The sequence below is a fragment of the Nocardiopsis chromatogenes YIM 90109 genome, assembly GCF_000341185.1.
In the GTDB taxonomy this organism is placed as follows: domain Bacteria; phylum Actinomycetota; class Actinomycetes; order Streptosporangiales; family Streptosporangiaceae; genus Nocardiopsis_A; species Nocardiopsis_A chromatogenes.
Genome location: NZ_ANBH01000238.1, coordinates 13,896 through 30,965 on the forward strand (window position 1 = coordinate 13,896; position 17,070 = coordinate 30,965).

The 17,070-nt window shown below is 73.2% G+C and carries 15 protein-coding genes; 7 read left to right on the top strand and 8 right to left on the bottom strand.

Annotated elements, in window-relative coordinates:
- Positions 1–48: 48 nt before the first annotated feature.
- From D476_RS0121925 to dnaK, 4 genes are all read right to left on the bottom strand, one after another.
- On the bottom strand, positions 49–546 hold the full coding sequence (locus D476_RS0121925; protein WP_051061817.1) for a heat shock protein transcriptional repressor HspR: 498 nt from the start codon (positions 544–546) through the stop codon (positions 49–51).
- A gap of 5 nt (positions 547–551) precedes the next feature.
- Entirely contained in the window at positions 552–1,712 is a 1,161-nt protein-coding gene (dnaJ, locus tag D476_RS0121930) for a molecular chaperone DnaJ (RefSeq protein WP_017626066.1), read from the bottom strand.
- 81 nt (positions 1,713–1,793) lie between these two features.
- On the bottom strand, positions 1,794–2,468 hold the full coding sequence (gene grpE, locus D476_RS0121935) for a nucleotide exchange factor GrpE (RefSeq protein WP_017626067.1): 675 nt from the start codon (positions 2,466–2,468) through the stop codon (positions 1,794–1,796).
- A gap of 37 nt (positions 2,469–2,505) precedes the next feature.
- Entirely contained in the window at positions 2,506–4,359 is a 1,854-nt protein-coding gene (gene dnaK, locus D476_RS0121940; RefSeq protein WP_017626068.1) for a molecular chaperone DnaK, read from the bottom strand.
- A gap of 332 nt (positions 4,360–4,691) precedes the next feature.
- Between dnaK and D476_RS0121945 the strand changes: the two genes are divergently transcribed.
- Positions 4,692–6,887, top strand: a complete 2,196-nt coding sequence (locus D476_RS0121945) for a heterodisulfide reductase-related iron-sulfur binding cluster (protein WP_017626069.1) — start codon at positions 4,692–4,694, stop codon at positions 6,885–6,887.
- Between the two features lie 70 nt (positions 6,888–6,957).
- On the opposite strand, the gene D476_RS0121950 is transcribed toward D476_RS0121945, so the two are convergent.
- Both D476_RS0121950 and D476_RS0121955 read right to left on the bottom strand, forming a co-directional pair.
- Entirely contained in the window at positions 6,958–7,188 is a 231-nt protein-coding gene (locus tag D476_RS0121950; protein ID WP_017626070.1) for a hypothetical protein, read from the bottom strand.
- A gap of 177 nt (positions 7,189–7,365) precedes the next feature.
- Positions 7,366–7,902, bottom strand: coding sequence for a gamma carbonic anhydrase family protein (locus D476_RS0121955; RefSeq protein ID WP_017626071.1), 537 nt, complete (start codon positions 7,900–7,902; stop codon positions 7,366–7,368).
- Between the two features lie 1,872 nt (positions 7,903–9,774).
- On the opposite strand from D476_RS0121955, the gene D476_RS0121965 reads away from it, so the two are divergent.
- Positions 9,775–10,224: a GNAT family N-acetyltransferase gene (locus D476_RS0121965; RefSeq protein WP_017626073.1), complete on the top strand. Its 450-nt coding sequence runs from the start codon at positions 9,775–9,777 to the stop codon at positions 10,222–10,224.
- 42 nt (positions 10,225–10,266) lie between these two features.
- Here D476_RS0121965 and D476_RS0121970 read toward each other — a convergent pair whose 3' ends face one another.
- Positions 10,267–11,910, bottom strand: coding sequence for an MDR family MFS transporter (locus tag D476_RS0121970; RefSeq protein WP_017626074.1), 1,644 nt, complete (start codon positions 11,908–11,910; stop codon positions 10,267–10,269).
- A gap of 282 nt (positions 11,911–12,192) precedes the next feature.
- Here D476_RS0121970 and D476_RS0121975 point away from each other — a divergent pair, with 282 nt between their 5' ends.
- A complete protein-coding gene (locus D476_RS0121975) occupies positions 12,193–12,783 on the top strand; it encodes a TetR/AcrR family transcriptional regulator (RefSeq protein ID WP_017626075.1) in 591 nt (196 codons plus the stop codon).
- Between the two features lie 331 nt (positions 12,784–13,114).
- Here D476_RS0121975 and D476_RS0121980 read toward each other — a convergent pair whose 3' ends face one another.
- Positions 13,115–13,543 carry an SgcJ/EcaC family oxidoreductase gene (locus tag D476_RS0121980; protein ID WP_017626076.1) on the bottom strand — a complete coding sequence of 143 codons (429 nt, stop codon included), beginning with the start codon at positions 13,541–13,543 and terminating at the stop codon, positions 13,115–13,117.
- A 281-nt stretch (positions 13,544–13,824) separates the two neighbouring features.
- Here D476_RS0121980 and D476_RS0121985 point away from each other — a divergent pair, with 281 nt between their 5' ends.
- The 4 genes from D476_RS0121985 (at position 13,825) to D476_RS0122000 (ending at position 17,024) form a co-directional block, all read left to right on the top strand.
- Complete coding sequence (locus D476_RS0121985) at positions 13,825–14,328, top strand: C40 family peptidase (protein ID WP_239648792.1); 504 nt, start codon at positions 13,825–13,827, stop codon at positions 14,326–14,328.
- A 155-nt stretch (positions 14,329–14,483) separates the two neighbouring features.
- Positions 14,484–15,443 carry a sugar kinase gene (locus tag D476_RS0121990; protein ID WP_017626078.1) on the top strand — a complete coding sequence of 320 codons (960 nt, stop codon included), beginning with the start codon at positions 14,484–14,486 and terminating at the stop codon, positions 15,441–15,443.
- Between the two features lie 116 nt (positions 15,444–15,559).
- Positions 15,560–16,090: a hypothetical protein gene (locus D476_RS0121995; protein ID WP_017626079.1), complete on the top strand. Its 531-nt coding sequence runs from the start codon at positions 15,560–15,562 to the stop codon at positions 16,088–16,090.
- Positions 16,091–16,349: 259 nt separating this feature from the next.
- The gene (locus D476_RS0122000; RefSeq protein WP_017626080.1) at positions 16,350–17,024 is read left to right on the top strand and encodes a response regulator transcription factor; all 675 of its coding nucleotides are present in this window, start codon (positions 16,350–16,352) and stop codon (positions 17,022–17,024) included.
- Positions 17,025–17,070: the final 46 nt, after the last annotated feature.

Consider the following 17,070-nt stretch of genomic DNA (forward strand, 5'->3'; position numbering starts at 1 on the left):
TGCGCCGTGACCGCGCGGTGCGCGGGGCGTGCCCCGCTCCGGCCGCCGTCAGTCGCGGCGCGGGTCCTCCCGGAGGTCGTCCCGCGGCTCCTCCCGGGGCTCGGCCCGGCGGTCCTCCCGGGGGTCGGGCTGGAGCGCGGCCCCGAAGACCGTCACCCGGGTGCGCCGCACCGGCATCAGCTCGCCCCCCGGGACCGGCGGCGGCCCCTGCGCCGCCCCCCGGCGGGCCACCGCCGAGCGCGCCGCCTCCAGCTCGTTGTGCAGGTGGAAGACGGTCTCGCGGAGCTCGGCCACCTCCCGCTGCAGCTCCAGGATGCGCTTGATCCCGGCGAGGTTGATGCCCTCCTCCTGGGAGAGCCGCTGCACCTCGCGCAGCATCTGCACGTCCCGCGCCGAGTACCGGCGGCCGCGCCCGGGGGCGCGGCCCGGCGAGACCAGGCCGAGCCGGTCGTACTGGCGCAGCGTCTGCGGGTGCAGCCCGGACAGCTCTGCGGCCACCGAGATGACGTAGACCGGGGCGTCGTCGCCGAGCCCACCGTGGTTCATCATGCTCACGCTCCCTTGGCCTGGGCCTCCAGACCGCTCCGCGGGTCGTGGTCGGAGGTCGCGGCGCGGTACTTCTCCAGCGCCTCGCGCGCGTCGGCGCTGATCGTCTGGGGCACCTGCACCTCGACCGTGACGAGCAGGTCCCCGATGGTCCCGTCGCGGCGGCGCGAGCCCTTGCCGCGCACCCGCAGCGTGCGGCCGCTGGGCGTGCCCGGCGGGATCTTCACCGTCACCGGCACCCCGCCCAGGGTGGGCACGCGCACGTCGGCGCCGAGCACCGCCTCGGGGAAGGTCACCGGGACGGTGACGGTCAGGTTCTCGCCGGACTTGCCGAACAGGGGGTGCTTGTGCACGCGTACCACCACGTAGAGGTCTCCGGCCGGGCCTGAGTGCTCCCCCGGCGCTCCCTTGCCCGCGATCCGGATCCGCTGGCCGTCGGAGACGCCGGCGGGGATGCGCGCCTGAACGGTCCTGCTGCTCTTGCCGCGGCCGCTGCCGTGGCAGGTGGGGCACGGGTCGTCGGTGACCAGGCCCCGGCCCTTGCACTCGCTGCAGGGCTCGGAGAGGGAGAAGCCCCCCAGGTTCTTGCTCTCGTGCCCGGTGCCCGTGCACTTGGGGCACATCCGCGGCGAGGTGCCCGCCCGCGCGCCGGTGCCCTTGCAGGTGGCGCACGCCGCGTCCGAGGTCAGCGTGAACGAGCGGGTGACCCCCTCGGCCGCCTCGGTGAAGCTCAGCGTGGTCTCGGTCTCGACGTCGGCGCCGCGCCGCGGCGTCGTGGTGGTGCGCCCGCGCCCCCCGAACAGGCCGCCGAACAGGTCGCTCAGCCGGTCGCCGCCTCCGCCCGCGCCTCCGGAGCCGGGGCCGCCCCCGAAGAGGTCGCCCAGGTCGAAGCCGCCGGGCCCGGTGCCGCCGCCCGGCCGGTAGGAGCCGCCGAACAGGGAGCGGGCGTCGTCGTACTCCTTGCGCCGCTTCTCGTCCGACAGCACGCTGTAGGCCTCGGAGATCTCCTTGAACCGCTCCTCGGCCTCGTCGTCGCCCTTGTTGGCGTCGGGGTGGTTGGCGCGCGCGAGCTTGCGGTAGGCCTGCTTGATCTCGTCCTGAGTGGCCGTCTTCGAGACTCCTAGGACCTTGTAGTAGTCCTTTTCCAGGTAGTCCTTGGTGCTCATGGACGTGTGCCTTCTCCCCGCTCCGCGCCGTCGGTGGTCCGCGCCCCGGGCACCTGGCGGTGCCCGGGGCGCGGTCGCGTCCTACTTCTTCTCTTCGTCGTTCCCGGCCTCCGCGGCCGGGGCGGCCTCCTCGGCGGAGTCCTCCCCGTCCCCGTCGGCCTCCTCGGGCTCATCGGCGGGGCCGGCCACGACCACCCGGGCCGGGCGCAGCACCCGCTCCCCGATGGCGTACCCCGGCTGGAACACCTCGATCACGGTGGGCGCCTCGACCCCCGGCTGGGGGACCATCGTCAGGGCCTCGTGCACGGTCGGGTCGAACGCGTCGCCCGCCTCCCCGTACTTGGTCAGCCCCAGGCGGACCACCACCGACTCCAGCGCCTCGCCGACCGACTTGAACCCGCCGGTCAGCTCCTCGTGCTCGCGCGCACGGCCGATGTCGTCGAGGATCGGCAGCAGCTCGCCGGCCACCTGGGCCAGCGCCTGCTCCTTGACGGCGGCCCGGTCCCGGTCGACCCGCTTGCGGTAGTTGGCGTACTCGGCCTGCAACCGCTTGAGGTCGTTGGTGAGCTCGGTGACCCGCTGGTCGGCCTCCGCGGGGGCCTCGGGCCCGGCCGCCTCGTCGGCGGCCGGGGCCCCCGGCCCGGTGTCGGCGCCGTCGGGGGTGCGCAGCTCGCCGGTCTCGGGGTCGACGCGCCGCTTGTCGCGGATCACCGGCCCCTCCTCCGCCTCGCCGTTCTCGTAGTCAGGCAGCGCCATTGGCCGCACCTCCTAGCTAGAAGAGTCCGAGCGCCGCTCAGGCCTGGCCGTCGCGCTTGCCGTTGTCCTCGTCGACGATCTCGGCGTCGACGACGTCGGACTCCTCCTGCTGGGCGCCGCCGGCGGCGGAGGCGTCCGCGCCCTCGGCGCCCGCCTGCTGCTGGCCGTAGATGGCCGAGCCGATCTTCTGGCTGGCCAGGGCGACCTTCTCGCTCGCCGAGCGGATGGCCTCGGTGTCGGTGCCCTCCAGGGCCTGCTTCAGCTCGCCGAGCGCGGCCTCGGTCTCGGACTTGACCTCGGCCGGGATCTGCTCCTCGTTGTCCTTGATGACCTTCTCGGTCTGGTAGACGAGGGACTCGGCGTTGTTGCGGACCTCGGCCTCCTCGCGGCGCTTGCGGTCCTCCTCGGCGTACTGCTCGGCCTCGCGGACCATCTTGTCGATGTCGTCCTTGGACATCGCCGAGCCGCCGGAGATCGTCACCGACTGCTCCTTGCCGGTGCCCAGGTCCTTGGCGGTCACGTTGACGATGCCGTTGGCGTCGATGTCGAAGGTGACCTCGATCTGCGGCACGCCGCGCGGCGCCGGGGGCAGGCCGGACAGGTCGAAGACGCCCAGCTTCTTGTTGTACTGCGCGATCTCGCGCTCGCCCTGGTAGACCTGGATCTGCACGGACGGCTGGTTGTCGTCGGCCGTGGTGAAGATCTCCGAGCGCTTGGTCGGGATCGTGGTGTTCTTCTCGATGAGCTTGGTGAACACCCCGCCCTTGGTCTCGATGCCCAGCGACAGCGGGGTGACGTCCAGCAGCAGGACGTCCTTGACCTCGCCCTTGAGCACGCCGGCCTGCAGGGCCGCGCCGACCGCGACGACCTCGTCGGGGTTGACGCCCTTGTTCGGGTCCTTGCCGCCGGTCAGCTCCTTGACCAGCTCCACGACCGCGGGCATGCGGGTCGAGCCGCCGACCATGACCACGTGGTCGATCTTGTCGACGCTGATCCCGGCGTCCTTGATGACCTGGTGGAAGGGGGCCTTGGTGCGCTCGAGCAGGTCGCCGGTCAGGCGCTGGAACTCGGCGCGGGTCAGCTTCTCGTCCAGGTGCAGCGGACCCTCCGCCGAGGCGGTGATGTAGGGCAGGTTGATCGCCGACTCGCTGGAGCTGGACAGCTCGATCTTGGCCTTCTCGGCGGCCTCGCGCAGCCGCTGCAGCGCCATCTTGTCCTTGGACAGGTCCACGCCGTTGGCGTTCTTGAACCGCTCGACCAGCCAGTCCACGACCGCCTGGTCCCAGTCGTCGCCGCCCAGGTGGTTGTCGCCGTTGGTGGCCTTGACCTCGACCACGCCGTCGCCGACCTCCAGCAGGGACACGTCGAAGGTGCCGCCGCCCAGGTCGTAGACGAGGATGGTGGCCTCGTCCTCCTTCTCCAGGTGGTAGGCCAGGGCCGCGGAGGTGGGCTCGTTGATGATGCGCAGGACGTTCATCCCGGCGATCGTCCCGGCCTCCTTGGTGGCCTGGCGCTGGGAGTCGCTGAAGTAGGCAGGGACGGTGATGACCGCGTCGGTGACCTCCTCGCCGAGGTAGGCCTCGGCGTCCCGCTTGAGCTTCTGCAGCACGAAGGCGCTGATCTGCTGCGGGTTGAAGGTCTTGTCGTCGATCTCGGTGGACCAGTCGGTGCCGATGTGGCGCTTGACCGAGCGGATGGTCCGGTCGACGTTGGTGACCGCCTGGCGCTTGGCGACCTCGCCGACGAGCACCTCGCCGTTCTTGGCGAAGGCGACGACGGACGGGGTGGTCCGCGCGCCCTCGGCGTTCGCGATCACCGTGGGCTCGCCGCCCTCCAGGACCGAGACGACCGAGTTGGTCGTTCCCAGGTCGATACCGACCGCACGTGCCATGAGTACGTCCTCCGTCAAAGTTGAGTCTTACGGGCGAAAGTTTGCTTCGTCCGTCGTCGGCTGTCAAATCACTTGAGTCAGCCAGACTCAAGTTCGACGCCAGCCCGTATAACGCGGGGGCCGGTGCGGTTGTTCCCGGTGCCGGGATGTTTTGGTGGATCATTGGCGCACCGGGGGCGGCGCCGGCCCCCGGGTGTGCGAACGGGGTGCGGGCCGACGGAGGGGCGGGTCGGTGCCCCCGGCGCCATTACTCGCTAGTAACATCTGTTGGGACCCGGTGTGTGGCGCGCCGGGCAGTGCACCACGACAGCAGGATTGGGAGGCCGCGGGCGATGCTCTACATCGTTCTGGGGGTCGTGACGACCCTCTTCGCCGTGGTCGGGGTCGCCATGTTCGCCTTTGGCATCCGCCAAATGGTGCGGACCGTGGGCGTCGGCCGGCCGGTTGAGAAGGACCGCAAGGGGCCCTTCGGGAGGCGACTGACGACCACGCTCATCGAGTCCCTCGGGCACACGCGCATGCTCAAGTGGCGCTGGATCGGCGTGGCGCACTGGTTCGTCATGGTGTCGTTCCCGCTGCTGGTGTTCACCGTGGCCGAGGCGCACGGCGAGGTGTGGAACCCGCACTTCCACCTGCCGCTCATCCACGACTGGACGGTCTACGGCCTGGCCATCGAGGTCATCGCCGCCTTCAGCCTGGTGGCCATCGTGGGCCTGGCGATCTACCGGCAGGTCAAGAACCCCAAGCGCCTGGGCCGCGCCTCGCGCTTCGACAACTCCCGCAGCTGGCAGGCCTACTACGTCGAGGCCTACATCTTCGCGCTGCTGGTCAGCATCTTCGTGATCCGCGGCTTCAAGGTCGCCCTGGACGACTTCCCGTTCCCGGTGTGGGCCACCCCGGTCTCGCACGCCGTGGGCGCGGTCCTGCCGGCCAGCGAGCCCGGCCTGGCCCTGGTCGCCGCGTTCAAGCTGATCATCTCCTGGATCTTCTTCATGGTGCTGGCGCTGGTGCTGACCATGGGCGTGGGCTGGCACCGCTTCACCGCCCCGGTCAACATCTACTTCAAGCGCAACACCGACGGCTCGCCCGCGCTGGGCGCGGCCAAGCCGATGATGGACAAGACCGGTGAGAAGCCCCTCGACTTCGAGGAGGCCGACCCCGACGAGGACCCCTTCGGCGTCGGCAGGATCGAGGACTTCACCTGGAAGGGCCTGCTCGACTTCACCACCTGCACCGAGTGCGGCCGGTGCCAGTCGCAGTGCCCCGCCTGGAACACCGGCAAGCCGCTCTCGCCCAAGAAGCTGGTCATGGACCTGCGGGAGCACGCCTACGCCAAGGCCCCCTACCTCATGCAGGGCCTGACCCCCGAGGTGCTGGAGGAGAAGGCCAAGGAGGACGCCGCGCACGCCGGGACCGACGTGCTCGCCCTGCTGGAGAGGCCGCTGGTGGGCACCGAGGAGGAGGGCGGGGTCATCGACCCCGACGTCCTGTGGTCCTGCACCAACTGCGGCGCCTGCGTCGAGCAGTGCCCGGTCGACATCGAGCACATCGACCACATCCTCGACATGCGCCGCTACCAGGTGATGATCGAGTCGAGCTTCCCCTCCGAGGCCAACACCCTGCTCAAGAACCTGGAGAACAAGGGCAACCCGTGGGGCATGGCCGAGGACAAGCGCCTCGACTGGGTCTCCGAGGTCGACTTCGAGGTGCCGGTCGTCGAGGACTCCCTGCCCGAGGGCACCGAGTACCTGTTCTGGGTCGGATGCGCCGGGGCCCTGGAGGACCGCGCCAAGAAGACCACCAAGGCCATCGCCGAGCTGCTGCACACCGCCGGTGTGAAGTTCGCCGTGCTCGGCGGCATGGAGGCCTGCACCGGCGACCCGGCCCGCCGCCTGGGCATGGAGTACGTCTTCCAGATGCTGGCCCAGCAGAACGTGGAGACGCTCAACGAGGTCGGCGCCACCCGGATCGTGGCGAGCTGCCCGCACTGCTTCAACACCCTGGGCAACGAGTACCCGCAGCTCGGCGGCGAGTACGAGGTGGTGCACCACAGCCAGCTGCTCGCCAAGCTGGTCGAGGACGGGCGCCTGACCCCGGTCACGCCGATCGAGGAGAACATCACCTACCACGACCCCTGCTTCCTGGGGCGGCACAACAAGGTCTACACCCCGCCGCGGGAGATCATGGCGCAGGTCCCGGGCGTCAAGACCCAGGAGATGCACCGCCACAAGGAGCGCGGCTTCTGCTGCGGCGCGGGCGGCGCGCGCATGTGGATGGAGGAGAAGCTCGGCAAGCGCATCAACACCGAGCGGGTGGACGAGGCGCTGACCACGAACCCGGACACCGTCTCCACCGCGTGCCCCTTCTGCCAGGTGATGCTCGGGGATGCGATCAACGAGAAGAAGTCCAAGGGCGAGGCCAAGGAGAGCCTGGAGGTCGTCGACGTCTCCCAGCTCCTGCTGCGCTCGATCAAGGGCGAGGACGGCGGTTCCGGCGGGCAGGCCGAGCCGGAGAAGGAGAACGCCTGAGCCGAACCCGGCCGAGTGGCGGTCCGGGGCGACCGGGCCGCCGCCGGGCGAGGCGCGGAGACCGCGGAGGCTAAGGGCGCTCCAACGGGGGCGGTGCGGCCGGGCGGGACGGCCCGGCCGCACCGCCCCCGCGCTCGTTCCGGCGGCGTCGGCCGCGCGGGCGCACGCCCAGCACGCGGTCGAGCTCGTCGGTGCTCAGCGGGTCCTCGGACCCGGCCGCGGCGATGAGGACGTCGGCGTAGAGCTCGATCTCCTCCAGGGCCTCCCCGTCCTGCAGGCGCGCGTCGACGTGGGGTTCCATGCGCGCACCTCCCGGGGCCCAGCAGTGCCCCACAGGCTACGTCCGGGTAGCCTCGCGCCGCATGACCCGGAAGGACCATTCGCGCCCTAGTCACCGGGGGCGATGGCCCCTCCGGGGCGGGCTCCGGGCATGCCCCGGACGTGCCCCGGGCGGGGGCCGCCGCCCCGGAGGCACGCCCTAGCGCCAGACCACCTCGCGGTGCATCCCCGCATAGCGCGCGTACTTCTCCGGAGTCTCGGCGAACACCGCGCGGTCCTCCTCGGTGAGTTCGCGGACGACCTTCCCGGGCACCCCCGCCCAGAGCGTCCCCGGGGGCACCGTCTTGCCCGGCGGGACCAGCGCGCCCGCGGCCACCAGCGCCCCCGCGCCCACCCGGGCACCGCCGAGCACGCGCGCGCCGATGCCGACCAGGGCGCCCTCCTCGACCACCGCGCCGTGCACCATCGCCTGGTGCCCGAGGCTGACCCGGTCCTCCAGCACGGCGGGCTCGCCGGGGTCGGAGTGCAGGCCGCACTGGTCCTGCACGTTGCAGCGCTCGCCGATGACGATGTCCTCGGTGTCGGCCCGCACCACCGTGCCGTACCAGATGCTGCTGTGCGCGCCGATGCGCACCCGCCCCACGACCACGGCGCCCGGCGCGATCCACGCCTCCTCATGCACCGCGGGGGCGCCGAACGGCGCCTCACCCACCAACGGACGGGTCGGCTCCACCATCGCGATCTCCCTCCCAGGCCCCGCGCCGCCGGCCGATCCCCGGCTCCGGCCCCGCGCGGCGCCGATCGCGAATACCTTAGTAACGCGGCGGGCGGTGAGCACGGAGACCTGTCGGACCCGGCTATTGAGACGCGCTGGTACCGGCGGCTACGGTGGTCGCCTCCTGGTGTTCGCAAGGCCACGCTTCGCATTCGACCCGCACCCTGCCCCCGTCGTGCGGTGACGCCCCGTTGTGTGAGATTTGAATGTCGCTGGTGCGTGATCAGGGCGTTATGGGCAAGATGGGCACAGGGGGCGGGTCACCCCTTCCCCGACATGCCGCCAACCCGGTTGATTAGGACATGAACGAGCAGAACTCAGACATCGTGTCGAACCTCCTGCGCGAGGAGGCGTTCCCGAGCGCCCGCAAGGGCTACGACAAGCGCCAGGTCGACGACTTCGTGGTGCGCAACCACAACCACATCCGGGATCTGCAGGAGCGGCTGGCCCGGGCCCACGACGAGTTGGAGCAGCTCCGCCGCGAGCTGGCCGAGGCCAAGGAGAAGGCCGCGGTCAAGCCCGAGCACGAGCAGATCAGCGAACGCATGGCCACCATCCTGCGGATAGCGGAGGAGGAGGCCAAGGAGAAGCGGGCGCAGATCGACGAGGAGGTCGCCGGCATCCGCTCCAAGGCCGAGGAGGACGCGGCCAAGGCCCGCAAGGACGCCGACGAGCACGCCGAGCGTGTGCTCTCCAGCGCCCGGTCCGAGGCCAACGACCTCGTGTCCACCGCCAAGCAGGAGGCCGAGCAGATCCGCTCCCAGGCCGAGAAGGACGCCGAGCGCAAGGTCGGCGACGCCGAGGCCCGGGCCAAGCGGATCAACGACACCGCCGACCGCCGCCTGGCCACCCTGACCGCCACCCACGGCGAGGCGGTGCGCCGCCTCGGCGACATGCACCAGACCCTCGCCGAGCTGCTGCAGGCCGAGAAGACGGCGGGCCCGCTGGAGCCGGACGCCCCGGAGGAGGCCGAGGGCGGGCAGCAGGGCCAGGGCGGCGCCTCCGAGCAGGGAGGCGCGGCCAAGCCGCAGGCGAAGGCCGAGCCCGCGAAGGCCGGGCAGTCGGGCCAGTCGGGCCAGTCGGGGAAGGCCGGGCAGCAGGCCGCGCCTGAGCCCCCCAAGCCCGAGGCCGCCAAGGCCCAGCCCGCCAAGCCCGAGGCGAAGCCGGAGCAGGCGGCCAAGCCGCAGGAGAAGCCCGCCGCGCCCGCGGCCGCGCCGCAGAGCGGCCCCCAGCAGGGGGCGGCCCAGCAGCAGGGCACCGGTCCGCAGCAGGGGCGGCAGAGCCAGCAGGGCCAGCAGGGGCAGCAGGCCCCTGACGAGGCCACCGTCAAGATCGACCCCGCGACGGCGCAGCAGGCCGCCCGCCCCCAGCACCAGCCGCAGGACCGGCAGGGCGCCCCGGGGCNGCAGGCCGCCCAGGGGCAGCAGCGTCCGGCGGCGTCGCAGGCGTCCCCGCAGGGCACGCGCTACAACGTGCCCGCCCCGCCGGAGGCCGCGGCCCAGCAGTCCGCCCAGCAGGCGCAGCAGGGCACCGGGCCGCAGCAGAACCAGCAGAACCAGCAGGCCCGGAACGACCAGCAGCCGCAGCCTCGGCCCGGCCAGGCCGACCCCGGCGCCACCGCCGTGCACCAGCGCCCGGCCGCGGCTCCGCAGAAGCCGCAGCAGGACGCCGAGCAGGGTGAGGGGGTCCGCATCATCAAGCCTTAGGGGCGGTCGCCCGGGTGGTACATGTCGGTCCGGGGCCGGGGCGTGCGCCCCGGCCCCGGCCTCGTTCGTCCCGGTATGCGGGGGGACGTCGGATGTGTCGCCCCCGGTCGGCTACCATGCCTGAGCCATGATGATCCGCACGGCCATTCGGTCGGACCTGGGCGCCATCCTGCGGCTCCTGCGCGAACTCGGCGACGGGCGGCCCGCGCAGGGCGGCACCGTCCGCATGTCCTCGGCCGCCGTGCGCGCGTGGACCCGGATGGAGGGCGACCCCGACCGCTCGGTGCTGGTGGCCGAGCGCCGCGGGCAGATCATCGGCACGCTCGACCTGATGGTCGTCGCGGGCCTGACCCACGACGCCCAGCCGTGGGCGATCGTCGACAACGTCGTGGTCGACCCGGCGTGCCGGCGTTCCGGGGTGGGCCGCGCCCTGATGGAGGACGCCCTGGACCGGGCGTTCCGCGCGGGCTGCTTCAAGGTGGAGCTGCTCTCCCACGAGGGGCGGGAGGGGGCGCAGGGCTTCTACCGCGCCCTCGGCTTCGACGACTCGGCCCAGGGCTTCCGCCGCTACCTGTAGCCGAACGCCGGGGCGCGCCCGGCGGCCGGGCGCGCCCCGGGCCTACCGGTTCCCGGAGCGCAGCGGGACCTGCCGCAGGAACAGCACCAGCGCGAATCCGACGGCCGCGATCGGCATGCCCAGCACGAACACCTGGTGCATGGCGGTGTTGAAGGCTTCGACGACCCCGTCCTGCACGGCGGCGGGCAGCCCGTGGATGGCGTCCGGCGACCCCAGCGCCTTCTCCGACAGGTGCGGCATCTCCGGCGCGGGGAGCCCCTGCGCCTCGGCCTCGGCCGCGGCCTTCGCGGCGGACCTGGCCATCGCCTCCAGCTCGGAGTGGAGCCGCTCGGTCATCACCGCGCCGAAGACCGCCACCCCGAACGCGCCGCCCAGGTTGCGGAAGAAGGATACCGCGGAGGTCGCCGCGGCCATGTCGGCGCGGGGCAGCGCGTTCTGCACGGCCAGGATGAGGATCTGCATGGACAGCCCCAGCCCCAGGCCGATCAGCGCGACCCCGGCGCCGACCAGCACCAGCGGCGAGCCGACCTCCAGCGTCGAGAGCACCCCGAAGCCCGCCAGGATCAGCACCATCCCGGCGACCGGGAACCGCTTCCACCTGCCGGTGCGGCTGACCAGGAACCCGGACGAGACCGAGGCGGCGAGCAGGCCCAGCACCATCGGCAGTGTCATCAGGCCCGAGGCGGTGGGGCTCATCCCCTTGACGATCTGCAGGTACTGCGGGAAGTAGATCATCACCCCGAACATCGCCATGCCCACGCACATCGACGCCGCGGCCGAGAACAGGAAGGTGCGGTCGGCGAAGAGGCGCGGCGGCAGGATCGGGTCGGCGGCGCGGCGCTCGGCGACCACGGCGAGCCCGGCGAGAAGCAGCGCCCCGGCCGACATCAGATAGGTGGGCGCGGAGTTCCAGTCGAACTCCTTGCCGCCCAGGCTCAGCACCAGCATGGCCAGCCCGGCGGCGCCGACGATGCACGAGGCGCCCTGCCAGTCGACGCGGGCGCCGCCGCGCGGGCGCCGGGGCAGCCGCAGCAGCCGCTGGATGGTGATGAAGGCGGCCGCGGCCACCGGGACGGTGATGAAGAAGCACCAGCGCCAGCCGAGCGGGCTGTCCACCAGGAAGCCGCCGAGCAGCGGCCCGGCGACGGTGGAGACGCCGAAGACGGCGCCGAGGAACCCGGCGTAGCGGCCGCGCTCGCGGGGCTCGACCACGTCGCCGAGGATGACCTGCGGCAGGGTGGCCAGGCCGCCCGCGCCGATGCCCTGCACGAAGCGGGCGCCGATGAGCCAGGACATGTCCTGGGCGAACCCGGCGGCGACCGAGGAGCCGATGAAGATCACCAGCGCCGTCTGGAACAGCAGCTTGCGGCCCCAGATGTCGGAGAGCTTGCCCCACAGCGGGGTGGAGGCGGTCATGGTGAGCAGGGTGGCGCCGGCCACCCAGGAGAGCTTGTCCTGGCCGCCCAGCTCCCCGACGATCGTGGGCAGCGCGGTGCCCACGATGGAGGTGGTCAGCATCGAGGTCAGCATCGCGAGCATCAGGCCCGCGAGGATCTCGACCACCTGCCGCCGGGTGTAGCGGGGGCCCGGTGGGCCCTGCCCGTCCGCGCCGTCCCCCGCCGCGACCGGGCCGGGGCCCGGCCGCGGGCCCTGGTCCGACCGGTCGGTGATCGCCCGCTCCACCACGCGTTCTCCCCCTCGACGCTCATCGTCGTGCGCCGTCCGCGCGCCGCCTGAGCGGTCGCGCCCGGACGGACCGGGGCCCACCCCGCCACCGCGCGCGGCGTGCGCGGGCACGCCGGAGGGACCGCCGGGCGGCGGTCCGTTCGTGGGATGAGGGGAGGGCCGATTCTCCCCTCCGGTATAAGTAAACAGTGTTGACTTGTCAAGCCGGTTGTCCGGGGGGACCGGGGCGACGTGCGACGATGAGACCGACGGACCCGAAGGACGACGGGGAGCGCGACACCGATGGAGCGGGCGGAGGACGGCGGGTGCGCCGGGCGGGCGCGCGACCGGGAGGCCACGCGCCGGCGCATCCTGGCCAGCGCGCGCGAACTGTTCACCAGTGAGGGCTACGCGAAGGTCTCCTCGCGCCGCATCGCCGCGCACGCCGGTGTGAACGTCGCGCTGATCAACCGGTACTTCGGGGCCAAGCGCGGGCTGCTGGCCGAGGTGATCGCCGAGGAGGCGGCCTTCCCCGGCATCGTCGAGGGCGACCGGGAGGGGCTGCCGCGGCGGCTCGCCGAGCACGTGGTGCACCGCACCCTGGCCGGGGGGACCCCGCTGGCGCGGGCGCTGGAGCACTCGGCCGGCGACCCGGACCTGAAGTCGGTGCACGAGGAGCGGCTGAAGAACGCGGTCATCGGCCCGCTGGCGGAGGTGATCGGCGGGCCGGAGGCGCGGGCGCGGGCGTCGCTGGTGGCGTCGGTGATCCTGGGGGTCGGCCTGGTGCGCCGGATCGAGGGGGCGGCCTCGCTGAACGAGCTGGAGCCGGACCGGCTGGTGGACCACCTGGCGGCGGTCATCGGCGCCTGCCTCGCCGAGGGGGCGCCGGGGTAGGCGTGTTCCGCGGACCGGGGCCGCGCGGGCGGCGTCCGGGCGCGGCCGCCGCCGGGGTGTTGCGTGGGTCACGGCCGTAGAAGGCGCCGACGGCGCCATTCGGCTGCGACCCGGGGAAAATGCCGGTCGGCAGGCTGTCGCCCGATCGGAACGCAGCGAGGGCCGTGCCCGGGCGCCGCGCAGGAGGCCGTGATCCACGCAACGGCCCCCGGGGGCGAGGGGGACAGGTCGGCACGCTGTCGACCGGCGAGGACGCGGTGGGGGCCGTGCGTCGCTCCGGAGGGCCCGGATCCAAGGAGGACGCCCTGCGACCCCGATGGGGGCGGTGCGGTCACCCCTGCGGCGCGAAGTCGTCCACCCCGTTCGTGCGGGTGTTGTGCGCGGCGCGGATCAGCCAGGCGCCGTCGCGGCGGACCAGGACGAGGGTGATGAGGCCGCCGCGGTCCTCGGGCGGGCGTCCGTCGGGGAGGCGGTGCTCGGGCCACGTCCACACGGTGTGGACCAGCGCGGTGTCCGGGGCGAGCGGCCGGATGCTCACGACCTCCTGGGTGTAGGCGGCCTTCTGCGCGATGACGGAGTCGGGGACGTCCTTGTGCCCCTCGACGTTCTCCTGGCGGGTGCGCCACCACAGGCCGCGGTGGGTGATGAAGTCCGCGTCCTCGGTGAAGTAGGCGCCCCAGGCGTCCATGTCGTGCGCGATCCACAGGCGGGTGTGCTCGGCGATGAGGTCGCGGATCTCCTGCCGCTGGTGTTCGTCCATGGGCCCACTCTGGAACCTCCAGTGCACTGGAGGTCAAGGCGCGGGTGTTCCGTGGCGGGCGGGTGGGGGGCGCTTTGCCGCGGCCGCCGCCGGGTCGAATCCGCATTGCACGATCATGGCCAGGAGTTCAGGGCGACACGCCACCGGGTTAGGCGTGCGCCGTAACCCGGGGGGCGGTGTGCTTCCGTGGGGAACCGTGCGGCCCGTGCCCTCGGGGCGGGCCGGGAACCGGACGCGCCCCGAGGGGCGCGCGGAACGACGGGGGGAGACCCATGGCCATTATGACTACTTACGGTTACGAGAAAATCACTCACCGAAGTACCGGCTTCCGGCGGCCGAGGCCGCTCGTCCGGGCGGCGGTCCTCTTATCGGCGCTGCTCGCCCTCGGCGCCACCGAGGCGGTGGCGGCCCCCGCGGCGCCCGCCTCCACGGTCGCCCGAAACGCCGTCGGGCACGCGCTCGACCAGGTCGGCAAGCCGTACCGGTACGGCGCGGACGGACCGGACTCCTTCGACTGCTCCGGGCTCGTCACATGGGCCTACGGAAAGGCGGGGCGCTCCCTCCCCCGCACCACCTACGACCAGTACCGCCAGGGCACGCCGGTGTCCCGCGCGAACGCGGCCCGCGGGGACCTGGTCTTCTTCTACTCCGGCCCCTCGCACGTGGGCATCCACCTGGGCGACGGGCGCATGGTGCACGCGCCCAGCTCCGGCAAGCGCGTCCAGGTCGTGCGGCTGGCCGACTACTACGCCGACCACATCGCCGGGATCCGCAGGGTCGGCTGAGCCCGGACCGGTAGGATCCGCCCTCCCGCGTTGTGCAGCGCGGCGCCCTCGCCCCGGGCCGTGGCACGCGGCTCCGCCCCGCCGTTAGGGTGAGCCTTCCGTATCGCGGAGACACGCGTGCGCAGGTCACCACAGGCGGAGGGGAAGGGGCGCGGGTGGGGCGGACGGGCGGTCCCGAGGCCGTGTGCGTCGGGGAGACCATGGCCGTGCTGGCCCCGGCGGACGGCGCGCCCGCCGACCGCGGGGGGGACCTCGCGGTCGGCGCGGGCGGCGCCGAGGCCAACACCGCCGCCGGGCTGGCCGCGCTCGGGCACCGCGCCGCCTGGGTCGGGCGGCTGGGCGACGACCCGTTCGGGCGGGTCGTCGGCGCCGAGCTGCGGGCGCGGGGGGTGGACACCTCCGGCGTGGAGGTCGACCCGGACCGGCCCACCGGCGTGTACCTCAAGGACCCCGCCCCGGCCGGAAGCCGGGTGCACTACTACAGGGCCGGATCGGCCGCCGCGGCCATGGGGCCGCACACCCGGCTGCCGGGCGGGGCGCGCCTGGTGCACGCCTCCGGCATCACCCCGGCCCTGTCGCCGGGGTGCGCGGCGCTGGTGGACCGGCTGCTGGCACCGGACCGGCCGAGCGGAGGGCCGCTGGTCTCGTTCGACGTCAACCACCGGCCCGCGCTGTGGAGCGCGGAGCGCGCGGCGCCGCACCTGCTCCGGCTGGCGGCGCGGGCGGACGCGGTGTTCGTCGGGGCCGACGAGGCGGCCCGCCTCTGGGGCGCCCGCGGGGCCGAGGAGGTGCGCGGCCTGCTGCCCGGGGTGCCGCTGCTGGTGGTCAAGGACGCCGAAGCGGACGCGGTGTGCTTCTCGGCAGAGGAGACGGTGCGGGTGCCCGCGCTGAAGACCGGGGTCGTCGAACCGGTCGGCGCGGGGGACGCCTTCGCGGCGGGGTTCCTGTCCGGGCTGCTCAGGGGCCTGCCGGTGCGGGACCGGCTGCGGCTCGGCCACCTGATGGCGGCGGCCTGCCTGAAGGCCCCCGGCGACACGGCGCCCCCGCCCCCGAAAGAGGTCCGCGACCGCCTCCTGGCGGCGGACGAGGAGGCGTGGCGCTCGGCGGTGCTGTGAGGCAGTGTGATCGGGGCCGTCCCGGCCCCCGGGGCGGTTCGATCGAACCGGGAGGGGATTCCGGGCGACGTAAAGGGCCGGAACCCCTCTCCCCCTCTCCCAGGAGGCATTCCGGCATGGCAGCGTCGATGCGGTATCTCATCGCAGTCCCCGCACTGATCCTCGTCACCGCCTGTGGCGCGTCCGGCGGCGACGGGCCGTCTTCCGAGGACGCGGCCGCCACCCCGTCGGCATCCTCCCCGTCCTCCTCACCCCCTCCGTCCTCTTCCGCGCCGTCCCCGGCCTCCCCGGACGCGTCGGCCGCCGATGGGGAGCCGGGCGGGGAAGCGTCCGAGGCGGACGGCGAAGGCGGTGGAGGGGAGGGCGGACGGCACCCGCTGGAGGGCACCTGGCAGGGGCCGCAGAACGAGGACGGCACCTACCCGGAGATCCGCATCCTCGCCAACGGCGCGGTCTCCATCGAATCCAGCGGCTTCACCTGCAACGGGGAGATCGATACCGCGGCCGGTGAACACGTCCTGACGGTCACGCAGTGCCTCGTCCCGATCCCTTCGATGACCCTGGCCCTGTCCGACGACGGGCGGACGATCGAGGCCGACGTGGGCGACGAGACCGAAACGTGGACCCTCCTGGACGAGGGGTCCTGACCGGTCCCCGGAGCGGGGGCCACCCCCGCGGACACCCCGCACCGGGAACGCGGTCCGGTCGGCAGTCTCACCCCCGTGGTTAAGAGGAACATGAGAACTCCGTGCCCGAGCGCCCCGGATCGTCCGGCGGTCCGCCGCCGGGCCGTCGGCCGGCGCCCTTAAGAGATCTCTGAGAAAACCCGGTGGTGCGTGTCCTCGCTGGTCGCGGCCGAGTAGCTTCGTTGGGGTGAGTCGAGGAGCAGGCCCCGGCGGGGCGCGGGTGCTGGTGGTCGAGGACGAGCCCGCCGTGCGCGACGCCGTCGCCGGAGCGCTGGAGATCGAGGGGTACGAGGTGCGGCGCGCCACCGACGGCGCCACCGGGCTGGAGGCGGTGCGCGCCTGGCCGCCGGACGCGATCGTGCTCGACCTGCTCATGCCGTTCATGGACGGCCTCACCATGTGCATGCGCCTGCGTGAGCGCGGCGACCGCACCCCGGTGCTGGTGCTCACCGCCCGCGACGCGGTCAGCGACCGGGTCGAGGGCCTGGACGCGGGCGCCGACGACTACCTGGTCAAACCCTTCGACCTGGACGAGCTGCTGGCCCGGCTGCGGGCGCTGCTGCGCCGCGCCTACCCCGACGCCGGGCAGGCGCTGTCCTACGGCGGCCTGACGGCCGAGCCCGGCGGCGGCCGGGTCTGGCGCGGGGACCGGCCGATCGAGCTCACCCGCACCGAGTTCGCCCTGCTGGAGGTGCTGCTGCAGAACGCCGGGCGGGTGGTGCCGCGCCCGGTGATCGCCGACCGGGTCTGGGGGTACGACTTCGGGCCGGGGTCGAACTCGCTCGACGTCTACATCGGCTACCTGCGCAGGAAGCTGGAGGCCGGGGGCGGTCCCCGGCTGGTGCACACGGTGCGGGGCGTGGGGTACGTGCTGGAGGACCGGTCCGGTGGCTGACCGGGGCTTCTGGCGCCGCTGGCCGCTGCGGGTGCGGCTGGCCGCC

Coding starts and splice junctions, on each gene's coding strand:
- D476_RS0121950 (WP_017626070.1), bottom strand. CDS start 7,188: ATGGAACCCCACGTCGACGCGCGCCTGCAGGACGGGGAGGCCCTGGAG.
- D476_RS0121985 (WP_239648792.1), top strand. CDS start 13,825: ATGACTACTTACGGTTACGAGAAAATCACTCACCGAAGTACCGGCTTC.
- dnaJ (WP_017626066.1), bottom strand. CDS start 1,712: ATGAGCACCAAGGACTACCTGGAAAAGGACTACTACAAGGTCCTAGGA.
- D476_RS0121925 (WP_051061817.1), bottom strand. CDS start 546: ATGAACCACGGTGGGCTCGGCGACGACGCCCCGGTCTACGTCATCTCG.
- D476_RS0121995 (WP_017626079.1), top strand. CDS start 15,560: ATGGCAGCGTCGATGCGGTATCTCATCGCAGTCCCCGCACTGATCCTC.
- D476_RS0121975 (WP_017626075.1), top strand. CDS start 12,193: ATGGAGCGGGCGGAGGACGGCGGGTGCGCCGGGCGGGCGCGCGACCGG.
- grpE (WP_017626067.1), bottom strand. CDS start 2,468: ATGGCGCTGCCTGACTACGAGAACGGCGAGGCGGAGGAGGGGCCGGTG.
- D476_RS0121955 (WP_017626071.1), bottom strand. CDS start 7,902: ATGGTGGAGCCGACCCGTCCGTTGGTGGGTGAGGCGCCGTTCGGCGCC.
- D476_RS0121965 (WP_017626073.1), top strand. CDS start 9,775: ATGATGATCCGCACGGCCATTCGGTCGGACCTGGGCGCCATCCTGCGG.
- D476_RS0121945 (WP_017626069.1), top strand. CDS start 4,692: ATGCTCTACATCGTTCTGGGGGTCGTGACGACCCTCTTCGCCGTGGTC.
- D476_RS0121980 (WP_017626076.1), bottom strand. CDS start 13,543: ATGGACGAACACCAGCGGCAGGAGATCCGCGACCTCATCGCCGAGCAC.
- dnaK (WP_017626068.1), bottom strand. CDS start 4,359: ATGGCACGTGCGGTCGGTATCGACCTGGGAACGACCAACTCGGTCGTC.